Origin of the sequence: Clostridium sp. (genome assembly GCF_051278035.1) — a bacterium.
Lineage (GTDB): Bacteria > Bacillota > Clostridia > Clostridiales > Clostridiaceae > Clostridium_AD.
In genome coordinates, this window is the sequence record NZ_JBNMNU010000044.1 from 12,302 (window position 1) to 27,212 (window position 14,911).

Genomic DNA, 14,911 nt, shown 5'->3' on the forward strand with positions numbered 1-14,911 from the left:
TCATTTTACATGTAAATCCCTATAAGATCTTTTTCTTATAGGGATTTTTTGTTCACTGCTGCGGATTATCTTTTTTGGTTTGATAAATATTAGTAAACATATAATAGTAACATAACTAATATTAAATAATAGAATATAAATAGCTGAAGAACTAAAATATTCGCCGAATTTGGGATCGCTGGAAAATAAGAATGATAAATAAACTATTAGGGGAAATATAAACAAACATATTTTTTTTGTATTTACTTTAATGAAATCGTTTAATATAAAAGTAATAACAAAATATTCATTAACCAGTGATTTTAAAAAGAGAACCGTCCATAAAAGCATAAATATTATAACAAAATTATTAAATAAAGCTACATGCACGCTGTGGAAAACCATTATTGTAGGCCAAAAGGTATGAGGAATTAATTCTATCCCCAAGTAATAAATAGTAATAAAAATAACCCAAGTATATATAATAGAAATTAGTAAAATAGCTTTAAGGGCTGCATTTTTTACAGATTTACTTTCTTTTGCAAAAGGATGTATTATTAGTAGAATTTCTACTGTAGCATATGATTGTAAGGACTCGACTGTACCTTTGAGTACGTTTGTTATGCCAGAACCACCCACAGGCATAACGTTTAGAATGGACCCATATTTTATCGGTAACAAAGAAAGTATGATGAGAAATAGCAGGATATAAAAAGCAATTACATTTATTTTTGCAAGGGTCTTGATTCCTTTTGATGATGCATAGGCTGCTATTGTAATGAGCACAAAAATAGTTTTGATGGGAGAAGAATGACTAATACCATAGGTTATAAGCATGTTAATTATTGTAGACGTCATAAAGGTTATATATAAAATAAACTGAAGGAGAAAGACGAAATTTAAAAGGTTTCCCATAATAACACCTAAATATTTTTTACTCAAGGTTAGTATGTTATCTTTAGGATGTTTTTTGATAATATAACCTGCAATAAAAACAATGTATAGAGGATAAATGGCTCCCAGAAACATGCTTAACCAGCCATCTTGATGGGATATTTTTGTTATAGTAATAGAAGAACTTAACATATAAACTCCAATTACAGTACCTATTAGAATACAAGTTATTTCAAATGAAGTTAAAGAAGTAATTTGTTTCTTATTCATTTTTCCCTCCAATGATTCAGGGATGACTATATTGATATTATTGCTATTAATAGTCTCCTCTTCCCATATTATCTACATTAACTACAACATTAACCTTTATATTTGTTAAATCAGGATTACATATGACTTCATTCCAATTAATTCCTGTACCACGTCCAAAGGTTGCTGCTGCAATTCTTCCAAGCTCAAGAACGTCAAGGTTATACTCTGACTGCATTTTTTCTATAAAACCTTTGCAATTTTCTTCGGTGGATTTTGCCATATCATCTTCGAATTTCTTTTTTATGTTACTATCACTATACATATTAATATATAAACTATTGCTAACTACATTACCTGTGATAGATAAATCCACCGTGAAACTATATTTTTCATTTATTTTTTCACATTTAACTTTTCGTTTTGATGTGCCGGAAAAATCAATATATTCTTTTGGACTTTTCTGTATGCTTAGAATTCCTATAACATTATTTTCTCGCAACATATTCATATACCTAGCATCTTGGATTCCTATTTTCCTTATCATTTTATCCTTATCAAATAATGCAAAGCCAGTAATTTGGGGAAGGTTATCTTTGATTTCAACGTAGGGCAGTACAATATTTCTTCCTTCAGAATCCATCCTTACAAACATATCTATAAGCTTGTAGTTATCCGAGAGGAAATTTAATTTATTACCGTGTGTTATGATTCCCTGAATATAATCTGAAGAAGTTGGAAAGCCTTGAATTTGTAAATTCAATATATCTTCTGATTTGACTTTGCTGACAAAGCCTATGGAAGTATCATTTACGTTAGGATTTTTAAATAATATGTCTATCATAGGTCTAATACCAAATTCCGCAAAATCTTCACTAAATATCAATACTTTTTCTAGTCCTACTAGAAACATCTTATCATCTTTTAACTGTCTGTCCGACCGCGTTTCCCCTATAGTTTTCCCAACTCCAATATGTAAAAAATTATAAATAATTGGTGTGCCTGTATAATTGTATACTGAAATCGGAACTGAATAATCAACAGATCCTGAAGAACTATTATTTAAATCTGCTCCTATCCCAGCAATTATGCTTAAATCTTCTACAGGCATTGAAGTATTTCCGGCGGAAAAAAATATATATAGCATTATAGTAAGGAAAGAAATAATTATATTTTTCTTTTTAATAATACTCTGGTATGTCTTACTATTATTAATATTATATTTGAACATAATTGTCTCCCTTTTTTAGATTTAGCATAGTACACAATAATATAGGATCAGAACTGCTTTAAATTTGTGTTTCACATTTGGATTTTACAAATACTAATAATGATAGTATAGATAAAAAAATAATATTAAAAACGACTAAAAGTTTTGAAGTAAATATTACTTGCTCTCCATCAAACACAATTTTTACTACAGTTGAATTTGTACACAAAAATAATACTATCGGTGACAGTAATAAGTTGAGTTTTTTAATATGAATTTTTGTAAAATCATTTAATATAAAGGATGAACTAAAATAGTAAATGGATATTATTCTAAATGATATTAGAGTCCAAACAAACATGATTATATATCTGAAATTATTAAGTATTGGAACATGGATGCTTTCGAACACTAAAAGAAAGGAATAAAAACTTTTGGGTATTATGTCTATTCCTAAGTAATATGTTGTTATAAAAACTGACCATACCCATATGAGTCCTGCTATAGTAATCGCTCTTATACTAGCTTTTTTTATATCCTTAGTATCTTTAGCAAAAGGGTGATATAAAAGTAAAAACTCAAAACCAATATAAAAATAAGCAGACTCTTTAGTAGCCGAAAATATATCTTTTAAATTCGAACCCATTATAGGCTGTATATTAAGAATACTACCGTACTTTAAAGCGCTAAAAGAAAATAGTATCATAAAAAATAAAAAATAAGAGACAAGTTCGGTTATTTGTGATAGAACTTTTAACCCTTTAGAACAGAGGTAAACACATAGAAATATTGTGATAAGAATAACCTTAATAGGAGTCAAAAATGCAACAATATACAATCTAATTAAGGTAGAAAAATCTAATATTATTGCACATGTATAAAAGATAACCTGCATTAAAAATATAGAGTTAAAGATACTCCCAAATATGCAACCAAAGTACTTTTTATTTAACATGAGCAGATTTTCTTTGGGATGATTGCTTATGATATAATTTGCTATAATAAGCATATATAAAGGGTACAAAAGTGCAATGGTAGCAGAAATCCATGAATCTTGCTTAGATATTGGGGAAAGAGCGTTTGGTAATTTGAAAAATGCGGGTCCAAGTGCGAAACCTATTATTAAAAATGTAAGTTGATTTTTGGTTAATAGGCTATTTTTATTTTTATTCATTTTTTCCTCCACCATTTAGTTCTAAAATCACTTTGGCGAACAGCATTATTATTTGGAATTGCTTCAGGTCTATCGTTCATCTTCCATAATGGAGCTCTAATAAATATATCCTTCATGTCTTTTTGATATAAAGAAAAATAAGGAACCCCAAAACTTTCTAAGGAAAAAAGTTGTATTAGTAATACAAACCAACCAGCAGCTATTCCTAAGAAACCTATTGAATTTGCTAGGAAGAGCATTGGAAATCTTACAAATCTTATGCTTAATGCCATTTCATAGTTAGGTATTAGAAAAGTGGAAATAACAGCAACCCCTACAATAAGCAAAGTAGTATTGCTTACTACTTTGGATTCAATTGCAGAATTACCTACAATGATACCTCCGACAATACTTAAAGTTGTGGCTATTTTTGGAGGTAGTCTAAGACCACCTTCTCTTAAAAATTCAACTACTAGTTCCATTGCCATGAGTTCAAGGAAAGGTGTTAAAGCTATACCTTCTCTTGAATTTACTATAGGATTAATAAATTTAACGGGGATTAGTTCAGCATTAAATTGAATTAGAGTTAAATATATTGCAGGCAAGGTTATAACCGTAAAAACCGCAATACAACGTAAAATTCTTGAGAAGGTAGATATTATAGTTCTTTCGTTATAATCGTCTGGGGCTTGAAAGAATTCAACAAATACGGCTGGTACAGTAAGAACAAAGGGAGTTCCATTTAAAATAATTGCAATTCTACCTTCCATTAAGTTTCCTTTTACAATGCTAGGGGATTCTGTACCGAAAACTTGTGGAAATATGCATAAAGGCGAATCTTCAATATATTGCTCAATCTGACCAGAATCTATTATTGAATCTACATCAATAGCCGTTATTCTTGTGCGGACTTCACTTAATACATCTTTATCTACTATATCATCAATATACATAAGAGCTAAATCAGTTTGAGAACGCCTCCCGACTTTAAAGTTCTCTATTGAAAGGTTTTTGTCTTTAATATTGCGCCTTAGCATACTAATGTTTGTTTCAAGGTTTTCAATAAAACCTTCTCGTGATCCTCTAACTGGGGATTCAATTGGGGGGTCAGATATGCTGCGATAGTTTCCAGCGGTAGTGTCAATGACTATAAAACTATTAATATTTTCTATTAAAATTACAGATTTACCACTCTTTAAAGAGTTAATTACAATATTAATATCATTTTCGATTAAAGTATTACACATAACTATATACTTTTTAGCTAAATAATCAGGTGTATCTTCTTTAGCGTCTAAAGTCTCGTTAATATGAAGCATTAATGGGGTTAATATGTCTCTATTTATAATATCCTTATTGCTTAAACCATTTATATAAATTATAGATGCATTTAATGGTTTAGTTATTCCTAGGTAAAAATTTTTAATTATTATTGGGTTTTTCTTTCCGATTTCATTTGTGATAAAATCAATTTGAGTGCTATAACTATTTTCTGACATATAATCACCTCTATATATTTTTGGCAAAAAAAGAAATTTTTATTCATTCATCTTTTTAATGTCTTAAAACTTAAGAAGAAATTTAAAAATCCCCTAAAACTCCAGAATTTTTCTGAAGTTTTAGGGGAACTATAATTGTGTATAAGATATTATTCTTCTATTTCGTAAGTATATGGATATATATCCTCAACAGTTTTATTTAAACTACTAGCAAATTTTTGAACATCAATTTCTTCGATGGCAGTATCACTTTTAAGTACTCTAGCATTCCATACGTCACCAGCAGAATTAACTAGTAATTCTGCTGCATAAGTTGAACCATCGTCAAATCGTATTTTACCTTTTTTCCATGGCATAGTATCATTCTCCTTTATAAATATTATTTGTTGTGGGATAATTTAGAACGTTTAGTGAATTTATCATTGTTTGCATCTATTTTTACACCATTTTCAATTCCTATATCGCTACCACTCTGAGGAAACATTTTTCTGAGTTCGGCATTGGTTTTCTTTTCTGTTTTCATGTGACTTTTATTATTATCCATTAGTATTCCTCCTTATTTTATAACATATTATTAATATAACCTTAATATCAGAAAAATATTTCAGTAAAAAAAATTACTATTGATGTATTAATTTATATATTTTAAAATAAGTTCAAAATAGTTTTCGAAAATTTGTTTATACAGATAAGAATTAGATGTATAATATTAACTTAAGAGCTATAATAATTTACGTGATTTAAAAATAGCGTATAAGGAAGTGATCTAACGTGCCATTTAATGTATACGACAAAAATAGAAAATATTTAGGTTTTATTCAATGTGCATATCAGCAATATGCGAATGTATTTATGGTGGCTAGTACAAATATTAAATTAGAAGATAAAGATTTTGATATGGTTAAAATCAAATTAAAGTTAGCAGGTTTTCTAGGTTGTAAAAGCATTTTAGGTAAAATAAATGAAGAAAAATTAAGCAAAAGTATAAATAATATAATAACTAAAGAATTTGGTAAGTTTAATGATAATACAAATGAAGAATTATTGAAATTGGTCTATCTTAGAGTATTACGGTATGAACAAATTCTACAATATAAAAGTATCGAAAATAAAAAAGTTAATTCCTATTTTTTGTTGGATATTAATAATGTTGTAATTCAAAATGATTCTATAATTATAGATGAGGAAATAGATTATATTAGTAATGAAACTATAGGAAATGACATTCCTATGGTTGCGAAGATTACTGACTATCCAAGAATACAAATTGATAGTATATCTTCAGGTCAGGGATTGCTATTAGGTGCAGATCTTGATGACATTGCAGGAAGAAAACACATTCATAAAACTAAACTAAAAATAAAGTCAGGAAATTTTTCTTGCAACCTTAATTTACCAGTAGAATTATATTTAAAAAAGGGTGAGACAATTCAAATTTATATAGATAATAAAGTAATTAAAAAGGTTTTTTGTGATGGGATAATATATGAATTCTAATTTAACATAAATGAATATGAGTTAGATATAATAGCATAGATATAAATATAAAATGCCCTATAAGTATTGCTACTTATAGGGCATTTTAATATATATTACTTAGCAAGCTGAGAAAAATAATGTTTAGGTATAAAACCTTTTTTTATACCTTCTGTAACCAGTAAATAAGTTGCAGTTGTATCAAATCTAGCGTCGTGAAAATCTGCACTATCACCAAAATATTCAATACTTTTTAAATTTATTACTTTTTCATTTAATTTAAGGAACTCAATATTTTCTGACAATTTTGGATTTTTATATCCTCCACGTGCAGAGTACAGCTTGCAAATATCTTTATAGTATTTCATGGTACAAAATGTATGTTTAGGGGACAGATCATGTCCACAATTTTTAAGTTCGTGAGTAAGAAATTTTATATCAAAATTAACATTGTGTCCTACAAAAATATCTGCATTTACAAAATCATCAATAAAATCTTCGTATGAATCCTCAAAAGTTTTTCCACTGCTTAATGCAAATAGTGCATCTACACTGAATCCATGGACATCTTGCGCAGATGGTTCTACATAATCTACTGTGAAAAATATGTTTTTCCCTACTGTTTTTGTAGGTTTAAAATCAGTATCAACAAGTATATAGCTAAGCTGACATATGTTGCCTGGCCTTATGCCAGTAGTTTCCGTATCAAAAAAAATCATTCTCATTATAGCCCTCCTGTAGCTCTTTCTTCTCACTTTTCTTTAATTTTGTATATACAAGTTCATAAGATAAATCCACTAAAAAGAAAATCTTTTCGTCTGTTATTGAACCATCAAGTATTAGTTTATTAATCATCCTTTACGTTCATATTAATTATAACATAGATTATATATCTTTATATATTATAAAATGTTGTATATACTATTCATATAGCCTTCATTAATAAGGTGATATAAAATATGCTACCTAGTACAGCAGCTTGCCATTAGTTATTGTGAAAATGTATTAGGCGAAATGGAGCGAATACTAATGATTGAACTTTTAAGAAATCTTACTAATAATTTAGGATATGTAATTCTTATTGCGTTTTTTGTGTCTAGAATAGGAAGCTTTAAGAATATTGTCCAGAAGGATAAATTTAGAAAAAGAGAATTGATTATGCTCTCAATTATTTTTGGAGCATTTGGAATACTTGGAACCTACACAGGGACAGATGTTAATGGAGCTATTGCTAACACCAGAATTATTGGTGTAATGGCAGGGGGAATATTGTATGGTCCTTTTGTAGGAATAATGGCAGGAATTATAGCAGGAATGCATAGATTACTTGTAGATATAGGCGGAATTACATCCGTTCCTTGTACAATAACTACTATAGTTTCAGGGATAGCTGCAAGTGTAATATATAAAAAATCCAATGCAACAAACAAGTGGTTGTATGGCTTAATTGGAGGGCTCCTAATAGAAATTTTAGAAATGCTATTAATACTTACAATGGCACATCCTTTTAGTAGGGCTGTAATTATTGTGAAAAGCATATACTTTCCTATGAGTTTTGCTAATGCTATTGGTATTGCAGTCTTAATAGTAATAATTCAAAAGATATTTAGGGAAAAGGATGAAATTGCAGCAAGGCAGGCACAAATTGCTTTAGAGATTGCTAATAAAACCTTACCATATTTTAGAGAAATGGATGAGAATTCTTATGATAAAATATGTGGTATAATAAAAGGTTCTATTCGTGCAGATGCAGTATCTATAACATCTAAAGAGCATATATTGGCTCATGTAGGCATGGGGTCTGACCATCATATAAAAGGGCGTAGGATTGAGACAGAAGCTACTAAGCAAGTTATCAAAGATGGTAAATTGCTATCTTTAACTAATGCAAATCAGATAGATTGCCATAATTTGAATTGTAAATTGAAATCTGCAATTATCGCTCCCTTAAGGGAAGGAGATGAAATTATAGGTACCTTAAAACTCTATTACTGTAAAGAAGATGCAATTTCCTTTAGAAATATAAATTTAGCCTTAGGTTTATCTCAACTTATCTCGACTCAATTAGAAATAAGTAAACTTGGAGAGTTAAAGCATATGGCAAATAAGGCAGAAATAAAAGCACTACAAGCTCAGATAAATCCTCATTTTTTATTTAATGCACTTAATACTATAATTTCTTTTATTAGACTTAATCCTAATCGTGCAAGAGAGTTAATTATAAATTTATCAACTTATTTAAGGTATAATCTAGAAAAAGGGGAAAAGCCAGTAGACATTTATCTAGAACTAGAGCAGGTTAAAGCGTATATAGAGATAGAAAAAGCAAGGTTTGGAAATAAACTTCATATAATTTATAAAATCGAAGACGATTTAGATGTTAAAATCCCAAGTCTTATCATTCAACCTATAGTTGAAAATTCTATTAAGCACGGTATTTTAGAAGGTAAGGGTTCTGGAACTGTAATCATTGAAATTAAAAAAGCTGAAGATGAGAACATCATGATATCAATTGAAGATGACGGAATTGGAATTTCAGAAGGCATCATAGAAAAAGTATACACAGGTGAAATGAAAGAAAATAAAATAGGTATGTCCAATGTTCATAATAGACTTAGATATATTTACGGAGAAGGACTAAAAATAAAAAGACTTAAAAATGGTACTAGAATCAGTTTCAATGTTAGAAAAATAAGGGAGTGATGATGTGAACTGTATTATTGTTGATGATGAATATCCTTCAAGAGAGGAACTAAAGTATTTTATATTAAATTTCAGTAATATTAAAATAATGGAGGAATTTGATGATTCTATCAAAGCACTAGAGTATATTGAACAAAATAAACCTGACATTATTTTTCTAGACATTAACATGCCGAAGTTAGACGGTATGGCATTAGGTAAAATAATTAGTCACTTTCCAAAAAACCCTATTATTATTTTTATTACAGCTCATAAAGATTACGCTGTAGATGCTTTTGAAATTCATGCTTATGACTACATATTAAAGCCCTATTCAGAAGAACGTATAATTAATGCATTAAAAAAGATTGAGAAGCCTATGGATGGAAAAAATGTAAAAAGTAAAATAACCCTCTGGAAAGACAATAAGATGATAGTAAGACGTATAATTGACATTTCTTATTGTGAAGCGAAAGAAAGAGAAACATTAATTTCTATTAAAGGAGTCAAATGCAGTATGAATTGTAGCATTACAGAATTCTACAAAAAGCTTCCAAAAGAGTTATTTTTTAGAAGTCATAGATCATACATCGTTAATATTGATAAAATAACGGAAATAATTCCATGGTTTAACAACACTTTTATGATAAAGCTACAAGGTGAGGAGGTAGACATACCCGTAAGCAGAAGTAATATGATTGAATTTAAACGAATAATGGGTATATAAAAGCACTCTATGTGCTTTTTTTGTTGCTTCATGTATGAAAGCGTATTCAACACACAAAAATATATTACAATTTAGTTAACAAATAAATAGGAGGCGTTCATATGATATCGTTTATTTTAGCAATTATTGCTCTTATAGTAGGTTATTTCGTTTATGGTAAAATCGTAGAAAAGGCTTTTGGAGCAGACGACAAAATAGTAACACCAGCTAAAAGGTTAGCTGATGGTGTAGATTTTGTTGAGATGCCAGGATGGAAAATTTTCTTAATTCAGTTTCTTAACATCGCAGGACTCGGACCTATATTCGGCGCAATTGCAGGTGCAATGTGGGGACCAGTAGCATTTTTGTGGATTGTACTTGGATCCATTTTTGCAGGTGGAGTTCATGATTATTTTTCAGGAATGTTATCTGTAAGACATGATGGTGCAAGTATTCCAGAAGTTGTAGGGAAATATCTTGGTAAAGGCTTTCAAAACTTTATGAGAGTATTTTCAATAGTAGTTTTGGTACTTGTAGGAGTAGTTTTCGTAATGGGACCAGCGGGTATCTTAAAAGGTTTAACAGGAATAAATGTTACAACATTAATTTATATAATATTCGCATATTATGTAATAGCAACAATGATTCCAATAGATAAGCTTATAGGAAAAATATATCCTCTCTTTGGATTTGCCTTATTATTTATGGCAGTTGGTGTTGCTATTGCCTTGGTATTTGGAGGATTCCCTATTCCAGAAATAACATTAGGTAATTTGACAAATATGCATTCAAGTCCAGGTTCACACCCAATATTCCCTATGTTATTTATAACAATTGCATGTGGAGCTATTTCAGGGTTCCATGCAACTCAATCGCCTTTAATGGCAAGATGTTTGAAAAATGAAAAACAAGGAAGAAGCGTATTCTATGGTTCAATGATAGCAGAAGGTGTAGTTGCATTAATTTGGGCAGCAGCAGCTATGAGCTTCTTTGGAGGAGTGCCTCAGTTAAATGCTACTATGGCATTAACAGGTCATAATGCAGCATGGGTAGTTAATGGAGTTTCAGTTGGATTACTTGGAAAAATGGGCGGAATGCTTGCTATACTTGGAGTTGTGGCGTGTCCTATTACATCTGGAGATACCGCATTTAGAAGTGCAAGATTAACTTTAGCCGATGCATTTAAATTTAATCAAGGTCCTATTAAAAACAGATTTTTAATTAGTATTCCTTTATTCTTGATAGGGTTCATCTTAACTAAAATGGATTTTGCAATAATATGGAGATACTTTGGATGGTCTAACCAAACTTTAGCTACCATTGTATTATGGACAGCGGGTATGTACTTGGCTACTATAGCCAGAAATCACTGGATTGCAACAATTCCAGCTACATTTATGACAGCAGTGTCTATTTCCTATATTTTAATTGCACCAGAAGGATTTAGTCTATCTGCAGTGATTGCATATCCAGCAGGAATTATAGCAGGAATTGCAGCATTATCAATTTTCTTAACTGTAGCAAAACAAAAACAAGTTAAAACCAATGTTAGTAGCTAAAATTTCTTTTTAAAACTTAAAATGACCTTAACATAAGTACTTATGTTAAGGTCATTTTTTTATTTGTTATAATAATTAATGCTATTTTCTATGCTCAACTAAATCAATTGCTCCGAGTACTATGTGAGCAAGCCCAAACCCAATAACCCCGGCTTCTATCATAGGCATTACATTATTCTTTTTCATATCTTTTTTTGAAAATGATGCTCCAGCAGTAGTTACAATCGCACCTAGCATAGTTGGAATTAATCCTTCACGCATATTAAAGACCTCCTTTTTATTTTAATATTATTATCCTTTGCAAAAGTGAGGTCTTTGATACTAAAAAATATATAGAATATATGTTTTATATTTCTATTGACTAATCATCCGAATTTTCTACAAATTCATGAAAAACCTTATGAGTTTTTTTTGGATTTTTATTATTATCAGTATGGTTTTTCGATTTATCATTATCAGAATTATTGTTGTCTGATGTTGAATTTTTGCTTTTTTTATTTTGTTTGATTTTAGTGGGCTTAGTACTTTTGTTAATTTCTTTGTTAATTTCTTTTTTATTTTCTTTTTTATTTTCTAAGGATTTATCCTCGATTATATTTGTGTTAATATCTACAGAAGGCTTTTCATTAAAATTACTTTTATTTTTTGTTTTTATATTAGGAGTATCATTTTTATCACTGTAAGGAATTAAGTCGTTAGTATTTACCTTTTGATTATTAGCTATAATATCTATTTTTTTATTGTTATCCGAAGATATATTAAATTTAATTTTTAAATTATTCTTATCCATAATTTTTTTGAAATTTGAGACATCTATAGTACGGTCTTTATTACTTTTAATATTAATACTAATAATTTTTTCGTTAGATTTATATTTTTCATTTATAATTATTCCAATTTGAGCTTTTTTAACTAAAAGCTCAAGGCCTACGTCTATACACTTATTATTTAGATTTATATCATGGAGTATGGTGGAACCTTCTGAATCCAAAGATTTAGAACCAATTATTTTATTCCATCTATTAGCTTTAAGATAGACGGATGGATTAGTGCTAACAACTATAGATGTAACCGGAGTATAGTATGCATAAGCCAAAGTGCTAGAAATAAATACAAACATTAATGAAGCAGCAGTTATAGCATATTTATAAAGGTACAGGGGTTTACTACATATTTGACCAGTATGAATTTCACCTATGTTAGGTAATGCTTTATTAGTTTTTATATATAGAAATTCTCCATCTGAGGTTATAACACCAGCTTTGTTACGCATAATGCTCATTACAATGCCTGTTTTAATCATGTAGTTCACCCTCTTTTATATTTAGATATGATTTTAAATATACATATTCTGGGTTTGTAAGTATTAATATCAAAGAAATTATGTATATACGCCATTTTTCAATGAGTTTTCTATTAGCGGTAGTTAATAAAATTATATCTTTGGTTGGTAGCCTTCTTTTAATCTTCATCTGGCTTAATATTGATTCATCTCGAGCACATAAAAAGGCAATATTTAGCAAATTGTCTCTTGTATCCCTGTGGGATGGTGATAAACTAATAAGGGAATTAAAATCGATCTTATATTTTAATAATTCCTCGGAAAAGATGGTTATTTCATCAACTCTAAACTGATTTTCTATTTTAATTTCATATTCATTTAAAGAATTTTTTCCATCTATATAATCTACACTACCATCACTGTTATCGAATGTTAAATTAGGTGAATTTTTATTTTTTCTAAAAGAATCTATAAGTCGTTTTTTATAGTAATTTTGCAAAAACCATAAAAATTGCCTTTAGTTTTGTTGTATTTGTCACATGCTATGTTAAAAGCCATAAGCGAAATACTAAGCTCTTCATCATTTTCCCATCTTAAATGTCTTTTGCATAACTTACTTGTAGTTGAATAAATAAAACCTTTGTTAGCTTCTATAAAATCACTACGATTTTCGGGGAATAGGACATTTATATTAAAACTTTGTTCCTCATTTAAACTGAAGAGTGTCTTTTTATCTTTATGAAAAAGAAAATTCAAATTCATTTGTACACCCCTTATATTTATGTATACGTAAATATTATCAATATTAAGAGGGAAAAGGAAGAAAAACATTTCTTTAAGGGGAAATTAAATTATATTTAAACAAAAATAAAAAAACTCTCTAAAAATCTTATTATGATTCGTATGTATAAGTGAGATGGGGAAAAATATGGAACAATAATTTTTATTGCTATCTATATAAAACAACAAGAGGAGGAATAAATATGAAAAAAGTAGCTATTTTAGTCGCAGCAGTAGTATTCACCTAAAGCTTAAATATGAGGGTGTTCGCAACGGGTGTTGAAAATTCAAGTAACACTGAGGTTAACGAAGCAACAGTTATAACAGAAACCGCACAAGAAGATGCAGGCATTTTACCGGATAGTATTTTTTACATACTTGATAGGGCCTTTGATAATTTTAGATTGTTTTTAACCTTTGATGATGAAAAGAAAATGGAGATAATTTCACAAATAGCAGATGAAAGATTAGCTGAAAGTGAAAATATGACAAAAGAAGAGAAATACGCCTTAGCCACAAGCACGATGGATGAATTTAACAATTTGGTAACCGAAGCAGCTGATTTAATAGAAGAATCTGAAATAGATGAACCTGAAATAGAAGAGCCTGCAACAGAGGAAACTAAAATAGAAAAATCTGAATTAAAGTTAGCTAAAAAAGCAGCAGTTGTTAACATGGTAGAAAAAAGACATGAGTTAAATACAGCAAGACAAGAGTACCAAGCAGTAAAGGTTGCTATGAAAAAAGCAGAAAAATCTAAGGATGAGGAAGCTATAAATTTAGCAGAATCACTACTAAAAGAAAAACAGGATCTCTATAATGTAGCTAAAGAAGAATTTAAAATGGCCTTTACTGAGATGAAAGATACTAGAAATCATAATAAGAAAAGTGAAGAAAATGTAGAAGAAGAGGAAGTTATAGTAGAAGATAACAGCATAAATGAAGAAGTTATAGTAGAAGATAATAGCATAGAAGAAGAAGTTATTATTGAAGAAGAAAAAATTGAAGAAGTAAAGGAAGTAAAAATAGAAGAAATAAAAGAAGCTAAAGAAATTAAAGCTAAAAAAACAAGAGTAATTAAAGAAGTAAAAGAAGTAAAAGAAGTAAAACAAGTAAAAGAAGCTAAAGAAATTAGAGAAGTAAAAGAAAAATTTGAAAAAAAAGAAATTAGAAATGGAAATGAAAAAAAAGAAAACAATAGAAAAACGAATGATAATAAAGGAAATAGAAATAATTAGATAGAAGTTAGTTATTAAGAATAAAAATTATCTTCTAGGTAAAGATAAGGTATTGTAATTGTAAATTACAATACCTTATTTTAGTGTGCCAGGCATGGCAATTAACTAGGTGGTGAAAGTCCACTGTGGGGGTCTGTAGTTACCAACCACTAGCTGAAGACAAGGTATCCACCGTGAGGTGTGAGCTGGAGGAAGTCCTAGGCA

The 14,911-nt window shown here is 29.3% G+C and carries 17 protein-coding genes; 5 read left to right on the forward strand and 12 right to left on the reverse strand.

Features of this window, described 5'->3' with window-relative positions; genetic code table 11:
• The 6 genes from ACJAX4_RS08665 to ACJAX4_RS08690 form a co-directional block, all read right to left on the reverse strand.
• Positions 1-1,143, reverse strand: a complete 1,143-nt coding sequence (locus ACJAX4_RS08665; RefSeq protein ID WP_435789061.1) for a GerAB/ArcD/ProY family transporter — start codon at positions 1,141-1,143, stop codon at positions 1-3.
• Positions 1,144-1,189: 46 nt separating this feature from the next.
• Positions 1,190-2,353, reverse strand: a complete 1,164-nt coding sequence (locus ACJAX4_RS08670; protein WP_435789062.1) for a Ger(x)C family spore germination protein — start codon at positions 2,351-2,353, stop codon at positions 1,190-1,192.
• Positions 2,354-2,411: 58 nt separating this feature from the next.
• Positions 2,412-3,506: a GerAB/ArcD/ProY family transporter gene (locus ACJAX4_RS08675; protein WP_435789063.1), complete on the reverse strand. Its 1,095-nt coding sequence runs from the start codon at positions 3,504-3,506 to the stop codon at positions 2,412-2,414.
• Positions 3,503-4,984 (reverse strand): spore germination protein, encoded by a 1,482-nt coding sequence (locus ACJAX4_RS08680; RefSeq protein ID WP_435789064.1) that lies wholly within the window; start codon positions 4,982-4,984, stop codon positions 3,503-3,505. The genes ACJAX4_RS08675 and ACJAX4_RS08680 overlap by 4 nt, the downstream gene beginning before the upstream one ends.
• 149 nt (positions 4,985-5,133) lie before the next feature.
• On the reverse strand, positions 5,134-5,340 hold the full coding sequence (locus ACJAX4_RS08685) for a hypothetical protein (protein ID WP_435789065.1): 207 nt from the start codon (positions 5,338-5,340) through the stop codon (positions 5,134-5,136).
• A 23-nt stretch (positions 5,341-5,363) separates the two neighbouring features.
• Positions 5,364-5,528 carry a hypothetical protein gene (locus tag ACJAX4_RS08690; RefSeq protein ID WP_435789066.1) on the reverse strand — a complete coding sequence of 55 codons (165 nt, stop codon included), beginning with the start codon at positions 5,526-5,528 and terminating at the stop codon, positions 5,364-5,366.
• A 227-nt stretch (positions 5,529-5,755) separates the two neighbouring features.
• Here ACJAX4_RS08690 and ACJAX4_RS08695 point away from each other — a divergent pair, with 227 nt between their 5' ends.
• Entirely contained in the window at positions 5,756-6,481 is a 726-nt protein-coding gene (locus ACJAX4_RS08695; RefSeq protein WP_435789067.1) for a hypothetical protein, read from the forward strand.
• A 95-nt stretch (positions 6,482-6,576) separates the two neighbouring features.
• Here ACJAX4_RS08695 and ACJAX4_RS08700 read toward each other — a convergent pair whose 3' ends face one another.
• The gene (locus tag ACJAX4_RS08700; RefSeq protein WP_435789068.1) at positions 6,577-7,185 is read right to left on the reverse strand and encodes a 3'-5' exonuclease; all 609 of its coding nucleotides are present in this window, start codon (positions 7,183-7,185) and stop codon (positions 6,577-6,579) included.
• Positions 7,166-7,315 (reverse strand): hypothetical protein, encoded by a 150-nt coding sequence (locus tag ACJAX4_RS08705; protein WP_435789069.1) that lies wholly within the window; start codon positions 7,313-7,315, stop codon positions 7,166-7,168. The genes ACJAX4_RS08700 and ACJAX4_RS08705 overlap by 20 nt, the downstream gene beginning before the upstream one ends.
• Before the next feature lie 174 nt (positions 7,316-7,489).
• Between ACJAX4_RS08705 and ACJAX4_RS08710 the strand changes: the two genes are divergently transcribed.
• The 3 genes from ACJAX4_RS08710 (at position 7,490) to ACJAX4_RS08720 (ending at position 11,407) form a co-directional block, all read left to right on the forward strand.
• Positions 7,490-9,163: a LytS/YhcK type 5TM receptor domain-containing protein gene (locus tag ACJAX4_RS08710; protein ID WP_435789070.1), complete on the forward strand. Its 1,674-nt coding sequence runs from the start codon at positions 7,490-7,492 to the stop codon at positions 9,161-9,163.
• A gap of 4 nt (positions 9,164-9,167) precedes the next feature.
• Complete coding sequence (locus tag ACJAX4_RS08715) at positions 9,168-9,869, forward strand: LytR/AlgR family response regulator transcription factor (protein ID WP_435789071.1); 702 nt, start codon at positions 9,168-9,170, stop codon at positions 9,867-9,869.
• A gap of 101 nt (positions 9,870-9,970) precedes the next feature.
• Entirely contained in the window at positions 9,971-11,407 is a 1,437-nt protein-coding gene (locus ACJAX4_RS08720; protein ID WP_435789072.1) for a carbon starvation CstA family protein, read from the forward strand.
• Positions 11,408-11,488: 81 nt separating this feature from the next.
• On the opposite strand, the gene ACJAX4_RS08725 is transcribed toward ACJAX4_RS08720, so the two are convergent.
• From ACJAX4_RS08725 to ACJAX4_RS08740, 4 genes are all read right to left on the reverse strand, one after another.
• Positions 11,489-11,668 (reverse strand): asparagine synthase, encoded by a 180-nt coding sequence (locus ACJAX4_RS08725; RefSeq protein ID WP_435789073.1) that lies wholly within the window; start codon positions 11,666-11,668, stop codon positions 11,489-11,491.
• A 100-nt stretch (positions 11,669-11,768) separates the two neighbouring features.
• Positions 11,769-12,710, reverse strand: a complete 942-nt coding sequence (locus ACJAX4_RS08730; RefSeq protein ID WP_435789074.1) for an anti-sigma factor domain-containing protein — start codon at positions 12,708-12,710, stop codon at positions 11,769-11,771.
• The gene (locus ACJAX4_RS08735) at positions 12,703-13,188 is read right to left on the reverse strand and encodes a hypothetical protein (RefSeq protein WP_435789075.1); all 486 of its coding nucleotides are present in this window, start codon (positions 13,186-13,188) and stop codon (positions 12,703-12,705) included. Before ACJAX4_RS08735 ends, ACJAX4_RS08730 begins: the two co-directional genes overlap by 8 nt.
• Positions 13,158-13,451, reverse strand: a complete 294-nt coding sequence (locus ACJAX4_RS08740) for a hypothetical protein (RefSeq protein ID WP_435789076.1) — start codon at positions 13,449-13,451, stop codon at positions 13,158-13,160. Before ACJAX4_RS08740 ends, ACJAX4_RS08735 begins: the two co-directional genes overlap by 31 nt.
• A 281-nt stretch (positions 13,452-13,732) precedes the next feature.
• On the opposite strand from ACJAX4_RS08740, the gene ACJAX4_RS08745 reads away from it, so the two are divergent.
• Positions 13,733-14,707, forward strand: coding sequence for a DUF5667 domain-containing protein (locus ACJAX4_RS08745; protein WP_435789077.1), 975 nt, complete (start codon positions 13,733-13,735; stop codon positions 14,705-14,707).
• Positions 14,708-14,911: the final 204 nt, after the last annotated feature.